This is a genomic window from Falsihalocynthiibacter arcticus (assembly GCF_000812665.2).
Taxonomy (GTDB): domain Bacteria; phylum Pseudomonadota; class Alphaproteobacteria; order Rhodobacterales; family Rhodobacteraceae; genus Falsihalocynthiibacter; species Falsihalocynthiibacter arcticus.
Window position 1 is genome coordinate 3295432 of the sequence record NZ_CP014327.1, and the last position, 16650, is coordinate 3312081.

Consider the following 16650-nt stretch of genomic DNA (forward strand, 5'->3'; position numbering starts at 1 on the left):
AACTTCTCCCGCGATTGGAGACATTAAAGGTGTGGGTAAAAAATGGGGCCTGTGCGTTTCGTTATTGGCACGTATCACCTTGGACTAAAGACCGTTAACCGCACTGGATGATTGTTGTCGTCAAAGTTTAGCATTTTAAGGTCCAAGCCAACGCGGATCGGCATTGTGTAACGCAGTAAATCGCATTGTAGAGAGCGAAGGCAGACTTCGCGCGGCACCTAAATATATGAAAAGAAATGAGCGCTGATGGCACAAGTCACCGACCCAGAAGTACTAAAATTCATCGCAGAGACCGAAGCGGCATACCCGTCCGAGGCCAATATGGCCACGCCAGAGGAAAACCGCACGTATTATGATGCCATGTGCGCGGTATTTTGGGCGCCGCACCCCGAAGGTGTAGCGGTTCTAGATATCGAAGTTGGCGGTATTCCTGTGCGCCAATACCGATCGAAAACTTCCGGCAAGGGGGCAATACTTTATACGCACGGCGGTGGTTTCGTCGTGGGGTCGTTGGACAGTCACGATGACGTCTGCGCGGAACTTGCGGCGGCCACGGGGGCCGAGGTTTGGTCCAGTCATTATCGTTTGTGTCCGGAACATAGCTATCCGGCGGCGTTGGATGATGTCGAAACGGTTTGGCGGAAATTAACCGCAGATGGGCGAAGAGCCATCGTTGTTGGCGATAGTGCGGGGGCGCGGCTTAGTGCGGCGCTGTGTTTGCGTTTGCGCAGGGTCGGGGGGCCAATGCCACTGGCACAGATCTTGATTTATCCAGGGCTTGGCGGCGACAAGACGTTGCCTTCGTTTGTGGATAACGCGGAGGCTCCGCTCCTTCGGACTGTCGATTTGGCGCATTATGAATCCCTCTATAAGGGTGATCGTCAGGATGAAGACAACCCCGAACTTTCGCCTCTTCGGGCGCGGGATTTTGCCAATTTACCGCCTGCCTTTGTCGTCACGGCGGATGTGGATCCCTTGCGTGATGAGGGGCCTGCCTATGTTGAGAAATTGCGCAGCGCGGGCGTAGAGGCCACGTGGCGCAACGAGCCACAACTTATCCATGGGTATTTACGAGCCCGCCACAGAAGCCAGAGAGCGCGCGACAGTTTTGCCGCGATCATTGCTGCGGCGCGGGCATTTCTTGCCTGAACAGCCCCCTAGCACTGGTATCTAAAGAACCAATTTTCGTTTACGCACGGAACTTATGCGCATTTTATAGTGCGTTGAGAAAGCGCGGCTAAGCGCTGAAGCCGATGAAAAACCCGTCAGGAGCGCGATCTGAATCACTGAGAGGTGTGTTTCCACCGCCATGTCCCGCGCACGCGTTAATCGCAGAAGCTGGTAGTATTTACCGGGTGGCATTTGCAGTTCATGTAAGAAAATGCGGTTCAAACTTCGCAGGGATGTCGAGGTGGCAGCCGCAATATCCGAGAGTGAAATGGGGTGCTCAATATTGTCTGCCATGGTGTTGACGGCCGCGCGCAAGGCAGGCGATCCAGCGGTTTTCATCAGCCCCGCCCCTTGGTTGATCCCAAACTTCCAGTTCACATCAAACACAAACATATTTGAGACGTCAAAGGCGAGGGCGGCCCCATATTGATCCTGAATGAGCTTCAAAATCATATCCATGACGGTGGAGGCCCCGCCACATGTGATATGGGTTCCCGATTGCACAAAACGGTCTTCGGAAAGCTTCACATTAGGGAACCTCTCGCCAAATGCATTCATTTCCTGCCAGTGGATGGTGGCCTCGTGACCCTCTAGAAACCCTGCCTCAGCCATGAGCCAAACGCCGGTATCAATTCCAACAATATGACGTGTGATGTTGCGAAGCTGATGCAGCTTTAAAAACACCTCTGGTGTCGCGTGTTGGCGAACCCCATAGCCGCTGACCAAGATCAAATAATCGACGCTTTTCACCTCGGCCAAAGCGAGGCTTGGTGTGATCTGAAGGCCACTGGAGCTTTGAACCGGTTGATCAAAAACACTCGCCGTTTCCCATGTGAAATCCGGCCCCGTGGGAAGACCATGCGCCACGCGCAGCGGCTCAAGAGCGCTGGCGAGCACCATGTTTGAGAATCCATCAAACAGTAGAAAACAGAAGGTTGGTGACTTATCTGGCATGATTCGTACATATTATGGCATTTTGTGTAAAGTATCTGCCCTATTGCACCCTTTAGAATTCTTCCTAAGCATCGGCACCCTGCAAAATCTGCCTTGGGGCGGTTTCTATGCCATGAAATCTGATCGAAGAGGAAGGCATCCATGCCTCTAACTATGAACCGCGACGTTTTTATTACCTGTGCTGTAACCGGGGCGGGCGCGACCCAAAATAAGTCCCCACATGTCCCGCGCTCCCCTGAACAAATTGCCAAAAGCGCGATTGACGCCGCAAAGGCGGGGGCCGCTGTCGTGCATTGCCACGTGCGCGATCCGCAAACGGGTGCCCCTTCGCGTGACTTGAACCTCTACCGCGAGCTGACCGACCGCATCCGCGACGCCGAAGTTGACGTGGTTTTGAACTTGACGGCTGGCATGGGTGGGGACATCGTGTTTGGCTCGGCGGAAAGCCCGTTCCCGTTGAACGCTGCGGCAACCGATATGGTCGGCGCAACCGAGCGCATGGCGCATATCGCCGCGTGTTTGCCAGAACTTTGCACGCTTGATTGCGGGACGATGAATTTCGCCGAGGCTGACTATGTGATGACGAATTCTCCGGGTATGTTGCGGGCTATGGGGCAGATGATGACGGACTTGGGCGTCATGCCAGAAATCGAAGCCTTCGACACGGGGCACCTTTGGTTCGCCACGCAACTGGTGAAGGAAGGCATTCTGAAATCACCCGCCTTGGTACAGCTTTGCATGGGGGTGCCTTGGGGCGCGCCCAATGACATGAACACATTCATGGCGATGGTGAACAACATCCCAGCGGATTGGAATTGGTCCGCCTTTTCATTGGGCCGCGATCAGATGCCCTATGTGGCGGCTTCCGTTCTGGCGGGCGGCAACGTGCGTGTCGGGCTTGAGGATAACCTGTTTTTGGAGCGCGGTGTCCTCGCTACCAATGCGCAGTTGGTCGAAAAGACCGTGGGCGTGATTGAGGGAATGGGGGCCAAGGTTATGGGTCCACAAGAGGTTCGGGAGAAACTGGCTCTCGTGAAGCGAGCCCCAAAATGAGCGCGCCGATGAAAGCAACGATTGTTGGTGGGGGTGTTATTGGCGGGGGCTGGGTTGCCCGCTTTTTGCTGAATGGATGGGATGTTTCTGTCTTTGATCCTGACCCAGATGCGGCACGAAAAATTGGGGATGTTCTAGCCAATGCGCGGCGCAGTTTGCCATCGCTTTACGACAGGGCGCTTCCGCCGGAAGGGGCGCTTACGTTCCATGAGTCGATGGCTGTTTCGGTTTCAGGGGCCAATTGGATCCAAGAAAGCGTACCCGAACGCCTTGACTTAAAATACGCGATACATAAGCAAATACAAGAGCATGCGCCCCATGATGCGATCCTAGGCTCCTCAACCTCGGGCTTCAAACCCTCCGAATTGCAGGATGGCGCAGATCGCCCTGCACAGATCATCGTGGCACACCCGTTTAACCCCGTTTATCTGCTGCCCTTGGTTGAGGTCGTCCCCTCGGCCTTGACGCCAAGCACACTCACGGAACGGGCGCGCGATATCCTGATTTCTATCGGCATGAAGCCCCTCATCGTGCGTAAGGAAATTGACGCACATATCGCGGATCGTTTGCTTGAAGCTGTTTGGCGCGAAGGACTTTGGCTTGTCAGCGATGGCATCGCCACGACCGAGGAAATCGACGACTCCATTCGCTATGGTTTTGGCCTGCGTTGGGCGCAAATGGGTCTATTTGAGACCTATCGCGTGGCGGGTGGCGAGGCGGGGATGAAGCACTTCATGGCGCAATTTGGCCCCGCGCTGAAATGGCCTTGGACTAAATTAATGGACGTGCCGGAGTTTACCGAAGAGTTGGTCGACCTCATTGCGGGTCAGTCGGATGCTCAATCAGGCCACATGTCGATCCGCGAACTAGAACGCCTGCGCGATGACAATCTTGTTGGCATGATGCGGGCGCTGAAAAAATCAGGCAGCGGGGCAGGTAGGACGATCAATTCCCATGAAGCGACGTTGCCAACACCTGCCTCTGTCGACCTTCCGGTAACTGTTTCGCGGCAAGTTCCGCAGAGCTGGACCGATTACAATGGCCATATGAATGAGGCCAAATATCAAGAAGCAAGTTCACAGGCGACGGATCGATTCATGGAAATGATCGGCGTTGACGCTACGTATATCGCGTCTGGTGGTAGTTATTTTACCGTAGAGTCCCACCTGCGCTTTCTTGAGGAGGTTAAGGAAGGCAGCGTGTTGAAAATAACGACGCAAGTGCTCTCAGCTGCGGGCAAAAAAATGCATTTATTCCACCGGATGTATAAGGATCAGGGGGAAACTTTGGTCGCGACATCTGAAACTCTGTTGTTACACATGGATCTAAATGCTAGAAAAACAAGCCTGCCTTCGCGCGCGGTCGCAGATTGCCTCGCGGCATTTGTGCAATCCCACTCAGGGATGCCACCACCAGAAGGCGCAGGTCGCTATGTCGGTCAATCTGATCGCAGCTTAAACACGTCGCCGGACAACGGCGAGAAAAGGGACCTCGGACGAAAACACGAAGAATCGATTTTTATCAATCACTCAAAAAAACTGGGAAAACAACCATGAACGATGAACTGAAATACCTTCTGGCTCGCACCGCACAGGGCAAATACAATCGACGCGCCTTCCTCGGTAAGGCAGGCGCACTTGGCATTACTGCTGTGGCCGCGAACACGATGCTTTCCTCCGCGGCTCATGCCGCTGGCCCCGTTCGTGGTGGCACGCTGAGCATTGGTCTTGGTGGTGGTGAAAGTACCAATTCGCTCGACCCAGCGGCGGCAACCTCCCAAGTGATCTTCAACATTTTGCGCCAATCGGGCGAAAACTTGGTCAATGTATCTCCATCGGGTGAGATCGATTTCCGCCTTGCAGAAAGCATCGAGAGCACCGCCGACGCAAAGACATGGTCCTTCAAAATCCGCAAGGGTGTTGAGTTCCACAATGGCAAGACTTTGACACCAGAGGATGTTCTTGCAACGCTGGAACGCCACTCAAACGAAGAGTCAAAATCCGGCGCACTTGGGATCATGCAGGGCATCGAATCCATGCGGGTGGACGGCGATTCCGTCGAGGTCACGCTCACGACACCCAATGCCGATTTACCATTCCTTATGGCTGACTATCATCTGGTCATTCAGCCCAATGGCGGCATGGATGATCCAACGGCGGGTATTTTCACGGGCCCGTATGCGATCACTGTCAATGAACCCGGTGTCCGCTATGTAGGCGAGCGTTTTGCGAACTATTGGGATGATAGCATCGGTCATTTCGACACCGTTGAAACCCTCGTGATCAACGACGCGACGGCCCGTAGCGCCGCGTTGCAATCTGGTCAGGTCCAGATGATTAACCAAGTCGATCCAAATGTTGCAGGCTTGCTTGATCGCTCGCCGGGCTTGAGCGTGCGCAACGTTTCCGGACGGGGACACTATGTCTTTATCATGCATTGTGACACGGCACCGTTCGACAATAACGACCTGCGTCTTGCGCTGAAATACGCGATCAACCGTGAAGAAATGGTCGAAAAAATCCTTTCCGGCTATGGCAGCATCGGCAACGATATCCCAATCAACGCGGCATATCCCCTGTTCGACGATACCATTGCACAGCGCACCTATGATCCTGAAAAGGCCGCATTCCACTATAAGAAATCCGGCCACGATGGTAGCCCGATTATCCTGCGCACAGCCGATGGCGCCTTCCCCGGTGCGGTTGATGCGGCGGCATTGTTCCAGCAATCTGCGGCAGCAGCGGGCATTCCGTTGGAAATCAAGCGTGAACCAAACGATGGTTACTGGTCGGAAGTCTGGAACAAACAGCCGTTCTGTGCCTCTTACTGGAGTGGCCGTCCTGTGCAGGATCAAATGTATTCCACAGCCTATACGACGGGCGCTGACTGGAATGACACGCGGTTCTTCAACGATACCTTTGACGGTATTGTCTTAGAAGCACGCTCAGAATTGGACCTTGTGAAACGCAAGGCTTTGTATAGCGAAGCGGCCATGCTGGTGCGCGATGAGGGCGGCGTGATCTGTCCAATGTTCAACGATTTTGTCGAGGGTGTCCGCGACGATATCGCAGGATGGGAAGCCGATCCGAACCTTGAAATGATGAACGGATTTGCGGCTGTGAAATGCTGGAAGGCATAGTATCAGGTGATTCATCCTATCCTTAAACTGATTGCTCAGCGCCTAGCGCTGAGCATACTCCTCCTGTTCGCCGCCTCTGCGCTGATCTTTGTAGGAACACAAATTCTGCCCGGCGACGTGGCGCAATCAATCCTTGGCCAATCCGCCACCGAGCAATCCCTTGCGAATTTGCGCGAAGAGTTGGGCCTGAATGAGCCCGCTTTGACCCGCTATTTCAGTTGGCTTGGCGGCGTTATGCACGGCGATCTGGGAACCGCCCTGACAAACGGCGCGGATATTGCCACAAGCCTTGGTAGCCGCTTGAGCAACACGATGTTTCTTGCCTTCTGGGCGGCCTTCATCTCGGTGCCGCTGGCAATTTTTCTCGGACTTCTTTCAGTGCGCTATCGGGATCGCTGGCCCGACAAATTGATTTCAGCCGTCACGCTAACCTCAATTTCGATCCCTGAATTCCTTATTTCCTATATTCTAATGTACTTCGTTTCCGTAAAGCTGGGATGGTTTAGCTCTGTTGCCATGATCAATGACAGCATGAGCTTTGGTGAAAAACTAAGCGCAATTGCCTTGCCCGTTATCGTCCTGACCCTCGTTGTTTTAGCGCAAATGATGCGGATGACGCGTGCTGCAATCCTCAACGTGATGCAATCGGCCTATATTGAAACCGCTGAACTCAAAGGGCTCAGCAGCTTTAATGTGATCGCAAAGCATGCCTTTCCGAACGCCATTTCCCCCATTGTGAACGTGGTGATGTTGAATCTCGCCTATCTTGTGGTCGGCGTGGTCGTGGTTGAAGTGGTGTTCGTCTATCCCGGGATGGGGCAATATCTTGTTGACCATGTGAGCAAACGGGACGTGCCCGTGGTGCAAGCCTGCGGATTGATTTTTGCCGCAGTGTATATTGGGCTAAATCTGGTGGCCGACGTCGTGTCAATTCTTGCCAATCCAAAATTAAGGCATCCGAAATGAGCCGTATCCCCCTTTCTGCGGCCATCGGCCTTTTCTTCACGTCGCTGTACTTCTTGATGGCGATTTTTGCCCCGTGGATTGCGCCGTACGGCATGTCCGAAATCGTCAGTAATGACATCTGGGAGTCCGCATCAGCCAAGCACTGGTTGGGCACTGATAGCATCGGACGCGATCTTTTAACCCGCATGATTTATGGCGGGCGCACAACGATCTTTATCGCAACTGCGGCGACGGTTTTGTCGTTCAGCCTTGGATCGGTCCTCGGCCTGACGGCGGCCGTTTTGGGGGGCTGGGTTGATCAAGTGTTGTCGCGGTTTGTTGATCTTGTGATGTCGATCCCGACGCTGATTTTTGCGCTGGTTGTGTTGTCGGTCATGCCGGTGACGATCCCTGTTTTGATCATCGTGATGGGCTTACTTGACGCGACCCGCGTCTATCGATTGTCGCGAGCGGTTGCGGTGGACGTCAACGTGATGGATTATGTTGAGGCCGCGAAGCTGCGCGGCGAAGGCACGCGATGGATCATTTTTCGCGAAATCCTACCCAATGTTCTAAGTCCTCTGGTTGCCGAAATGGGCCTGCGGTTCATTTTCATGGTGCTGTTTGTTTCGACGCTGTCGTTCCTTGGCCTTGGGGTTCAACCTCCAGAGGCCGATTGGGGCGGCATTGTGAAAGAGAACAAGGAGGGGATCGTTTACGGAATTCCGGCCGCGCTTTGGCCCGCCTTCGCCATTGCGACCCTCGCGATTTCGGTCAACCTCGTTGCGGATTGGGTTTTGAACCGAACCGCATCCCTTAAAGGAGGCCGAGGATGAACACACCACTGGTCAAAGTACGCGGTCTAAAAATCGGCGCGACGGTCTTTCCCCCAAACGAAAAAGCCCATGACATCGAAATTGTTCATGGATTGGATTTTGACCTAGAGGCGGGCAAAGTTCTGGGCCTTATCGGCGAATCTGGCGCGGGAAAATCGACCATTGGCTTGGCGTCGTTGGCCTATGGCCGTGGCGGTGTGAAACTCACCGGCGGTGAAGTTTGGGTGAATGGACGCGACATCTTGCAGGCCCGACCACGCGACGTGCGCAAGTTGCGCGGGAGTGAGGTGACCTATGTGAGCCAGTCGGCCGCCGCATCGTTCAATCCCGCCAAAAGGATCATGGAGCAAGTCATCGAAGCCGCCGTGCATCATGGCAAATTCACGCGCCGCGAGGCGATTGCAAAAGCGGTGACCTTGTTTGACAAGTTGGGTTTGCCCGATCCCGAAACCATCGGAAATCGGTTCCCACATCAGGTTTCGGGCGGCCAGTTACAGCGCTGTATGACGGTTCTGGCCCTTTGCCCCGAACCCGATTTGGTGGTTTTTGATGAACCCACAACAGCCTTGGACGTGACCACACAGATCGAAGTTTTGAAGGCGATCAAGGATGCGATCCGCGCCACGGGCGTCGCCGCGATCTATATCACCCATGATCTGGCGGTCGTGGCGCAGGTTGCGGATGACATCATGGTGCTGAAAATGGGCGAAATGGTTGAATACGGCAGCACCGATAAGATCATCAACCACCCGTCCGAAGACTACACCCGTGCGCTGGTTTCTGTGCGCTCGATCCGTCACGAAGAAAAGGGACCATCGTCTGAGCCTGTGCTGAAAGTTGAACAGATAACGGCGCGTTACAAAGGCACAAACTTTGATGTCTTGCGCGATGTGAATGTTGAATTGCACCCAGGTCAAACATTGGCGGTGGTGGGCGAAAGCGGGTCAGGGAAGTCGACCCTTGCGCGCGTCATTACGGGGTTATTGCCACCCTCGGAAGGGCGGATTGAGTTTGCGGGGCGCACCCTTAGCCCAGATTTGGCAAGCCGCGATTTGAATGATTTACGCGAAGTACAGATGATCTATCAAATGGCCGATGTCGCGATGAATCCGCGCCAAACGGTGGGGACCATTATTGGGCGTCCGCTTGAGTTTTACTTTGGGATGCGCGGCACCGAAAAGCGTAAACGGATCATCGAGTTGTTGGATGAAATCGAGATGGGCGAAGAGTTCATCGACCGCTACCCAGCCGAGCTTTCCGGTGGGCAAAAACAGCGGGTCTGCATCGCGCGTTCCCTTGCGGCCAAACCCAAGGTGATCATCTGTGATGAGGTCACATCGGCGTTGGACCCCTTGGTCGCGGATGGCATCCTAAAGCTGCTTTTGAACCTGCAAAAGACGGAGGATGTCGCGTATCTCTTTATCACGCATGATCTGGCCACGGTGCGTGCCGTCGCGGATAGTATTGCGGTGATGTATCAGGGGGAGGTCGTGCGTTATGGCAGCAAAACAGAAGTGCTTTCGCCGCCGTTTGACGACTATACCGACCTGCTGCTTAGCTCAATTCCTGAGATGAAACTGGGGTGGCTGGAAGAGGTCATCGCGCATCGTAAAATGGAAAGTGCTGGCAATTAGAAACGATCCAGTTTGCGCGGCGCGTGTTCTCGCTTGTTGAAACGACTGAACTCACTTAGCGTCACTTTATGATTTTGGACTCCAAAAATTTCATGCTGGGGTGGCGCGCGATTGGCACGCCTTACGGCAAGACGCAGGAATGGTGGCCGCCGCCCTGCGATTGATTGCTATTTCTGCGATCAATTTTCCAAAATGAACTGGATTTCCTATGACTGTAACTGACCTTTTGGTCCGTGCTGACACGCTTGTCGTGACTTGGCCGGACACTACGTCGACTTCTTTTCCAACCATCTGGCTGCGTGATAATTGCCCCTCGGGATTGCATCCGCAAACCCACGAACGATTGCTGGACCTGTTGGCGCTTGAAGCATCCCCCGTGCTTTTGTCGGCGCAACTTGACGGTCACACCGTTGCGTTACGCTATGAGGACGATCACGTAAGCCACCTTCCCGTGGCATTGCTGAGCGCCCATCGACCGGGCCAACCCGCAGCAGACGCGGGCGTGATTGCCCCCAAACTTTGGCGAGCAGATATAACCGCAGCAGGCATCCCGCGCGCCCCAGCCGCCCCGATTTTGGTGGATGATCAACACCTGAAATCTTGGATGGAGAACCTCGCCGCCTTCGGCCTCACGATTGTTGACCACCTTGAAGACAGGGTCAGCGCTGGCATAGACGTGGCCCAGCGGATCGGTTTTCTGCGAGAAACCAATTTTGGCACAACCTTTGATGTGATCAATAAGCCCGACCCCAACAATCTAGCGTACACGTCGGTCGCCTTACCTCTTCACACGGATTTGCCAAACCAAGAGGTCCCTCCGGGATATCAATTCCTGCACTGCCTCGCTAATGAGGCAACAGGTGGAGGCTCGTTGTTTGCCGATGGTTTTACCATGGCCGAGGATTTGCGGGAAGACGACCCCGAGGCCTTTCGACTGCTTTGCGAAGTGCCTATTCCCTTTCGGTTTCATGACCGTGACGCCGATATCGCTGTCCACGAACCCGTGATAACATTGGACCGCGCGGGCGACGTGATCGAGATCCGCTACAATGCCCATATTGCAGGGGTTTTTGATATGCCTGCCGAGATCATGCCCGCCTATTACCGTGCCTATCGCGCCTATATGGCCAAAACGCGAGACCCAAAATATCGCCTGACCTTAAAGCTGAAAGCCGGCGAAATGGTTGTCTTTGACAATCGGCGGGTGCTGCATGGTCGCGAGGCTTTTGATCCGTCCTCAGGCTTTAGGCAGCTGCGAGGCTGTTATGTGGATCGCGGAGAATTCACCTCGCGTCTGCGTTTACTTTGCCGCGACATCGGCGCAGTAGACCCAGCATAATCGCCGTATTTGAACGCATAAATCCGCTCCTGCGCAAAATGCGCGGGAGCCTTTAGCGGGCTTCAAAAAAAGATAGGTGCATCCGTTTACAGTTGGTGACTTCGAGGGCAATATGCGTCCATCAGGTTTGGGGAGCGCTAAGAATAATGCGATTTGTGCATGTGGCTGATTTCCACCTTGGAAAACCTTTCGGAAATTTTGATGAAGACACGCGTGCTGCATTAAAGGCAGCGCGCCTTGACGCGTTGCAGGCAACCGGCGCGCTTGCAGTAAGCCGCAACGCGGAGTTTGTGGTGATCGCAGGTGATACGTTTGATGCCGAGGCGCCGCCATCAAGGCTCGTGAAACGAGCACTGGACGCGATGGCCGCCTTTCCTGATCTAACTTGGATTTGGATGCCCGGAAATCACGACTCGCTGGCGGCCGTTGATCTATGGGAACGGTTGGAGCGGGACAAGCCCGCCAATGTGGTTTTGGCGACGTCCGCTGAAGTTATTGAGATCGGGCCCGATGTGGCGATTCTTCCTGCGCCCCCCTCGGTCAGAGCCTCAGGGTACGACCTGACGGAATGGATGGGAACTGCCGACACGGGCACACGTATCCGGATTGGTTTGGCGCATGGGGGTGTGACGGATTTCGGATCAGAAGACGGCGGGTTGGCAACAATTCCACCAGACCGCGCAGAGACCTCAAACCTTGATTATCTCGCGTTGGGCGATTGGCATGGCCAGATGCGGATCACGTCGCGGACGTGGTATGCGGGGGGCCTGAGGCGGATGGTTTCAAGGGGCACGCGCCTGCGGGTGCTCTGGTGGTTGATATCGACATGCACGGTGACACGCCGCGTGTAGAGCAAGTTCCCTTGGGGAAATACACGTGGCACCGCATTGAAGTCGAATTCTTTTCTGGCATTGATCCCGTGACAATTTTGGAAGAGGCGTTACCAAAAACGGGTCGTGACTTCGCCCTTGTGCGGTTCATCGGGACAGGTCGTTTGGGTCTGTCAGACCTCGCGGCCCTGCGTGCGGCCTGTGAAAAACTGGAGGATGAATTCCACTTTTTCGAAGCAAACTTGGTTAAAGTGGGTATCGAGCAAAATGTCGACGACTTGAACTTAATTGCGGAAGCGGGGGCGCTGCGTGTGGCCGCAGAAAGCATTTTTGAGGCCACGTCCATTGAGGGCCGCACCGAAGAAGATGCACGCATTGCCCAGATGGCGTTGTCGCATCTGTTCTTTCTCGCGCAGGAGACAGCGACGTGAAGCTGCGCAAACTAACCCTGCATAATGTCCGTCGCTTTGCTGATAAAACGGCGGTTCTAGGCCCGTTCGGTGATGGTCTCACTACAATCACCGCCGAGAATGAAAGTGGCAAAAGCACCTTTTTCGGTGCCCTTCACGCGCTGTTTTTCTATGAGTATGGGTCAGGAAAGAAAGAACTGAAGGACATGCAGCCCTATTCAGGCGGGGCGATGCGGATATCGGCCGAGATCGAACTTGATGGGGCAGATTACCTGATCGAGAAGGTTTTTAACCTGAAAAAGGCGGGGTCGTCTGCGGCGGTTACAGCCATGGCGAGCGGCACGATCCTGAAGCAGGCTGACGATGCTGAACAGTGGATTCAACAGAATATCCTGAATGCAAACAATGGGCCTTTCGGGTTGCTTTGGGTCCGTCAGGGGAGCGTTGGTGTTGATGCCAGCGCAGATGGCATTGAGACCCGCCGAGATGTGATGTCGAGCGTCCGTGGCCAGATTGACGCGGTGACGGGGGGGCGCCGGATGGACAGTATTGTCCAGCGCTGCAAACTAGACCTTGATGCCATCAGCACCAAGCAAGACAAGCCAAAAGCCGGTAGTCAATGGAAAGAAGCCGTGGATCGAGTGGAACTTCTTGGCGAAGAGCAATTCAAACTTGCGAAGTCCGTCGAAGCCCTTGGCCACGATCTGGGGTTGAAAAAACGGGTCGCAACCCGCGTGCGGGAGCTTCAAGCGCCAGAGCTTCGCGAGCAAAGATCAGCCGCGATAGAGGAAGCGTCCGAACATTTGACTGCGACACGGGAGCAGGATCGCAAAATTCAGGATGCACAGAAGGATATTCAACTTCTTTGTAGCGCCGAACAGGACCTTGAACGCGACATCAAAACCATTACTGACGCACAAGTTCGGCGCAAGACGACTGCGATTGCGATTGCAGAAAAGGGAACCGCCGCGGGCAAGGCCACAGAGGCCAAAACAATCGCCCAACGCGCCATCAGTGCGTTGCAAAACGAGATCACTGAAAAAGAGAAATTGCGCCGTAGTCTCTCAGAAGAATTGCAAAAAGCCAGACAGGATGAACGCGAGACGGCAAAACGGGTTCGTTTGGCGATCCTGTCTGATGTATCGGAGCAATTGAAGGCTCCGAAGGCGCAACTGGCTAAAGCCGACGCAATCTTACGCGGAGACGAGATAACAAAGGCCGCCATCGACAGACTGGCTGACCTAGAGCGTCGCCGCGATATCGCGGTCGAGACCCGTAAAATTCATTTTGCACGGTTTATCGTGGCCGCAGATACGGCGCATGCAACTATAAATGGCGTGGATGTACCCAACACCGAACCCCGCCTGATTGACCAAGCTTTGACCGTGACCTTGCCCGGTTTTGGCACGATAGTTCTGCAACCAGCAGAGGGTGTGGGGCAGGGCATCGCCGACCCCGTAGCGCTCCAATCGGACCTAGATACCGACCTGAAAACATTAGGTTTTGACACAGTCGTGGCTGCGCAACAGACCTTTGCGGCACAACTGACAGCCCTTCAGGATAGACAGACAGCCCAAACGCAGATCAGGGCGCTGGCTCCTGATGGAGTAGGCGCATTAGAAACGGAATGGAGTGCGCTTTGCGCCGAGTTGAGCCATCCAGCGGATGAGCCTGCTAATTCTGTGGCCGAGGGTGGCAACAAGGAAAAACCGTCGGAAGCCAAAGAGCGAGAGATTTCCAATCTTGATGAAGACCTTACCCAATTGCGCGACGCATTGCCCGCGCTTCAGGAGGGTTTGACCCAAGCCGTCAGCGCATTGACCGAGGTTGAGGTGCTTTTGGTCCGGTTGCGTGAAGATGAAGCCGCGCTGGCGGTGCCTGTGGATGAAAATGCGACGTTGCAAGCCTTGGTTCAGGCCAAGACAGACAAGGCCGTCGAGATTACAAAAGCCCGCACAGCACTTGCAGAGTTACGGACGGCGGGCTCTGATCTAGCGGCGGCAATCGCCATGCATGAACGCGCTGTTCAAGCGGACGACGAGGACCGAAAAGAAATCAACCTCCTTGAACGAGAGTTGGCGCGGTTGGATGGGGTCATTCACACGCAATCGGAGGGGGCCGTCGAAGAAAAACTGGCGGAGGTTGAAGGTAAACTAGAACGTGCCGAGGAGAGGGCTGCACAATTTGCCAACCACGCGAGAGCTCTAAAACTGCTAATTGCGCACCTTGAGGCCGCCAGAGCAGACGCGCAAGAAACCTATTTTGAACCCGTGCGGAAAGAGTTGTTGCCCTTGCTACGGCAATTGCATGCCGGTGCCGAATTCCAAATTGACCCAGACAAGCTTTTGATTGAAACGATTACGCGCAATGGCGTGACGGACAAAATCGAAGTGCTTTCTGGCGGGGCGTTCGAGCAAATTGCGATCCTCACACGTCTCGCTTTTGCGAGGTTGTTTGCAAAGCACGGCAATCATGTGCCGATCATTTTGGACGACGCGTTGGTTCACACCGATGACGAGCGCATTTCGACAATGTTCAACATGTTGGCCCAAATTGCTCGGGATCAGCAGATCATCGTTTTGAGCTGCCGAACGCGCGCCTTCTCCGACCTTGGCGGCGCGCGAGCCTTCATCACTACAATCAAGGACGCTGCCGAGGACCGCCCAATAGGTTAGGCCAATCGTGGGAAAGCAATCTGAAACTGTGCGCCGCTGTCAGATGCTTTGCATGTGATTTTCCCGTTGTGGGCGGCGATGACATTTCGGGCAATGGAAAGGCCCATTCCTGTGCCACCGCTTTCGCGTTTCGTAGTGAAAAATGCATTGAATATCCGGTCTGCGTTGCCGGTAGAAATACCCGATCCATTGTCTTGGATTGTGATGTGGATTTCGTCCGGGGTTTCTTCAGCAGCAAGGTTGATCTGAGACGCATTTTGCTCAACGGAATTTTGAAGTAACTGTTGAAGAACGATGTGCATCCCATTGGAAGATATCGGAATTTTTGTATGTTCCCCAGAGAAGTGGAAACCTAGCATGGGGAAGTTTTCAACGATGACGGCCCGTATATCTGCCAGCGTACACGTGCCCAAATACCGTGTTTCGCGGGCTTGCACGGCACGACGCAGGGCATCCAGTTGGGTTTGGATTTGTGCCTGAGCCCCATCAATTTCCTGCACTATTTTCAAGTCTTCTGCACTCAACATTCCACCGTCTTCAAGCAGTTCGACCGCAGCCCTGATTGCGGCAACGGGGGTTTTGATCTCATGGGTTACGTGATCGGTGAAACTGCGAATTGTGGCTTCTCGGTCGCGTAATGTTGTCGCCATTCCGATGACACTTTGAGAGGTGTGATGCAGCTCGCGTGTGCCAAAGCGAACGGGGGCGTCAACCTGTGAGGTGCTGTCAAATCTGACCTCTGCGGCGTAGCGTTCGAGCGCCAAAATAGGGCGTAAGATTAGGCGTAATAGCAGCCAGCCGAGGACCGCAGTGGCGCAGGTGATTGCCACGCCCAAGACCATAGCCGCGTTGCGAAAGCCAATTTCCGGACCGAGATAGCGAAGCGCGACAATCCCCGCAAAGGACAGGGCAAGGGTGCCGGAAAGTCCGCCAGCCAGCACAAGAATGAGGGGAGGGCGCCAGTGTTGTGTCACAGGATTTCCCTCAAGCGCATACCCACGCCATGCACGGTTTCAATGACGTCTTCGCATCCAGCGCTTGCCAATTTGTGACGCAAATTGCGCAAGTGACTGTCGAGCGTGCGATCGGACACCTGACTATGGTTACCCCAAACGACGGCAATGATTTGGGCGCGTGAGCGGATCTGATTAGGCTGCTGCAACAGGCATTCAAGGATGCGAAATTCGGTTGCCGTGAGCGCAATTTGCACATCATTCACGCGGCAGATATGCGCGGTACAATCGAGGGACAGGATACCATGGCGCAAGCTGTGTTGCGTGGTGGCTTGGCCGCTGCGTTTTAAAATCGCTTTGATGCGGGCGACCAATTCACGTGGGCTAAAGGGTTTTACAACGTAATCATCCGCCCCTAGTTCAAGCCCCAAAATTCGGTCAAATTCCTCGTCACGGGCCGTCAGAAACACAATCGGCACATCCGAGTGGGCGCGGATGCGGCGGCAAACGTCAAAGCCGTCCATTTCTGGCAAGCCGACATCCAAAACAATAAGATCCGGCGCGTCACGTAGGGCACACGTGAGCGCCTGTTGCCCATCGGCGGCAGTTGAAACTTGATATCCTGCCCGTTCAAGCGACAAGCCAACGAGATCACGCAGGCGGGGATCGTCATCAACGAGCAGAATTTTCATGTTTTAATGTCCTGTTTTGC

General features: G+C 54.5%; 14 protein-coding genes. 11 read left to right on the forward strand and 3 right to left on the reverse strand.

The features are described 5' to 3' along the window. The first annotated feature begins 246 nt into the window (after positions 1-246). Positions 247-1149 carry an alpha/beta hydrolase gene (locus RC74_RS16245; protein WP_039003620.1) on the forward strand — a complete coding sequence of 301 codons (903 nt, stop codon included), beginning with the start codon at positions 247-249 and terminating at the stop codon, positions 1147-1149. A 21-nt stretch (positions 1150-1170) separates the two neighbouring features. Here the strand turns inward: RC74_RS16245 and RC74_RS16250 are convergent, their stop codons facing one another. Then, the gene (locus RC74_RS16250) at positions 1171-2124 is read right to left on the reverse strand and encodes a GlxA family transcriptional regulator (protein ID WP_039003621.1); all 954 of its coding nucleotides are present in this window, start codon (positions 2122-2124) and stop codon (positions 1171-1173) included. Between the two features lie 141 nt (positions 2125-2265). Here RC74_RS16250 and bcoG point away from each other — a divergent pair, with 141 nt between their 5' ends. The 10 genes from bcoG to RC74_RS16300 all read left to right on the forward strand — a co-directional run bounded on the left by bcoG (position 2266) and on the right by RC74_RS16300 (position 14985). Next, entirely contained in the window at positions 2266-3177 is a 912-nt protein-coding gene (bcoG, locus tag RC74_RS16255; protein WP_039003622.1) for a 3-dehydrocarnitine:acetyl-CoA trimethylamine transferase BcoG, read from the forward strand. Positions 3178-3185: 8 nt separating this feature from the next. After that, on the forward strand, positions 3186-4733 hold the full coding sequence (locus RC74_RS16260) for a carnitine 3-dehydrogenase (protein ID WP_082802335.1): 1548 nt from the start codon (positions 3186-3188) through the stop codon (positions 4731-4733). Then, complete coding sequence (locus RC74_RS16265) at positions 4730-6316, forward strand: ABC transporter substrate-binding protein (protein WP_039003623.1); 1587 nt, start codon at positions 4730-4732, stop codon at positions 6314-6316. The genes RC74_RS16260 and RC74_RS16265 overlap by 4 nt, the downstream gene beginning before the upstream one ends. A gap of 9 nt (positions 6317-6325) precedes the next feature. Continuing rightward, positions 6326-7282, forward strand: coding sequence for an ABC transporter permease (locus tag RC74_RS16270; RefSeq protein WP_039003659.1), 957 nt, complete (start codon positions 6326-6328; stop codon positions 7280-7282). Then, positions 7279-8097 carry an ABC transporter permease gene (locus RC74_RS16275; RefSeq protein ID WP_039003624.1) on the forward strand — a complete coding sequence of 273 codons (819 nt, stop codon included), beginning with the start codon at positions 7279-7281 and terminating at the stop codon, positions 8095-8097. Before RC74_RS16270 ends, RC74_RS16275 begins: the two co-directional genes overlap by 4 nt. Beyond that, positions 8094-9731: an ABC transporter ATP-binding protein gene (locus tag RC74_RS16280; RefSeq protein ID WP_039003625.1), complete on the forward strand. Its 1638-nt coding sequence runs from the start codon at positions 8094-8096 to the stop codon at positions 9729-9731. Before RC74_RS16275 ends, RC74_RS16280 begins: the two co-directional genes overlap by 4 nt. A 208-nt stretch (positions 9732-9939) precedes the next feature. Beyond that, entirely contained in the window at positions 9940-11070 is a 1131-nt protein-coding gene (locus RC74_RS16285) for a TauD/TfdA family dioxygenase (protein ID WP_052275000.1), read from the forward strand. A 146-nt stretch (positions 11071-11216) separates the two neighbouring features. Beyond that, complete coding sequence (locus RC74_RS16290) at positions 11217-11921, forward strand: metallophosphoesterase family protein (protein ID WP_062628319.1); 705 nt, start codon at positions 11217-11219, stop codon at positions 11919-11921. After that, on the forward strand, positions 11882-12331 hold the full coding sequence (locus RC74_RS16295) for a hypothetical protein (RefSeq protein ID WP_062628320.1): 450 nt from the start codon (positions 11882-11884) through the stop codon (positions 12329-12331). Before RC74_RS16290 ends, RC74_RS16295 begins: the two co-directional genes overlap by 40 nt. Then, complete coding sequence (locus RC74_RS16300; protein WP_039003626.1) at positions 12328-14985, forward strand: AAA family ATPase; 2658 nt, start codon at positions 12328-12330, stop codon at positions 14983-14985. Before RC74_RS16295 ends, RC74_RS16300 begins: the two co-directional genes overlap by 4 nt. Here RC74_RS16300 and RC74_RS16305 read toward each other — a convergent pair. Both RC74_RS16305 and RC74_RS16310 read right to left on the reverse strand, forming a co-directional pair. Continuing rightward, positions 14982-15959, reverse strand: a complete 978-nt coding sequence (locus RC74_RS16305) for a sensor histidine kinase (protein ID WP_039003627.1) — start codon at positions 15957-15959, stop codon at positions 14982-14984. The genes RC74_RS16300 and RC74_RS16305 overlap by 4 nt on opposite strands. Next, entirely contained in the window at positions 15956-16630 is a 675-nt protein-coding gene (locus RC74_RS16310; RefSeq protein WP_039003628.1) for a response regulator transcription factor, read from the reverse strand. The genes RC74_RS16305 and RC74_RS16310 overlap by 4 nt, the downstream gene beginning before the upstream one ends. Positions 16631-16650: the final 20 nt, after the last annotated feature.

Excerpts from the sequence above, each read along its gene's own strand:
- RC74_RS16245 (WP_039003620.1), top strand. The coding sequence starts at position 247 with ATGGCACAAGTCACCGACCCAGAAGTACTAAAATTCATCGCAGAGACC.
- RC74_RS16250 (WP_039003621.1), bottom strand. The coding sequence starts at position 2,124 with ATGCCAGATAAGTCACCAACCTTCTGTTTTCTACTGTTTGATGGATTC.
- bcoG (WP_039003622.1), top strand. The coding sequence starts at position 2,266 with ATGCCTCTAACTATGAACCGCGACGTTTTTATTACCTGTGCTGTAACC.
- RC74_RS16260 (WP_082802335.1), top strand. The coding sequence starts at position 3,186 with ATGAAAGCAACGATTGTTGGTGGGGGTGTTATTGGCGGGGGCTGGGTT.
- RC74_RS16265 (WP_039003623.1), top strand. The coding sequence starts at position 4,730 with ATGAACGATGAACTGAAATACCTTCTGGCTCGCACCGCACAGGGCAAA.
- RC74_RS16275 (WP_039003624.1), top strand. The coding sequence starts at position 7,279 with ATGAGCCGTATCCCCCTTTCTGCGGCCATCGGCCTTTTCTTCACGTCG.
- RC74_RS16280 (WP_039003625.1), top strand. The coding sequence starts at position 8,094 with ATGAACACACCACTGGTCAAAGTACGCGGTCTAAAAATCGGCGCGACG.
- RC74_RS16285 (WP_052275000.1), top strand. The coding sequence starts at position 9,940 with ATGACTGTAACTGACCTTTTGGTCCGTGCTGACACGCTTGTCGTGACT.
- RC74_RS16290 (WP_062628319.1), top strand. The coding sequence starts at position 11,217 with ATGCGATTTGTGCATGTGGCTGATTTCCACCTTGGAAAACCTTTCGGA.
- RC74_RS16310 (WP_039003628.1), bottom strand. The coding sequence starts at position 16,630 with ATGAAAATTCTGCTCGTTGATGACGATCCCCGCCTGCGTGATCTCGTT.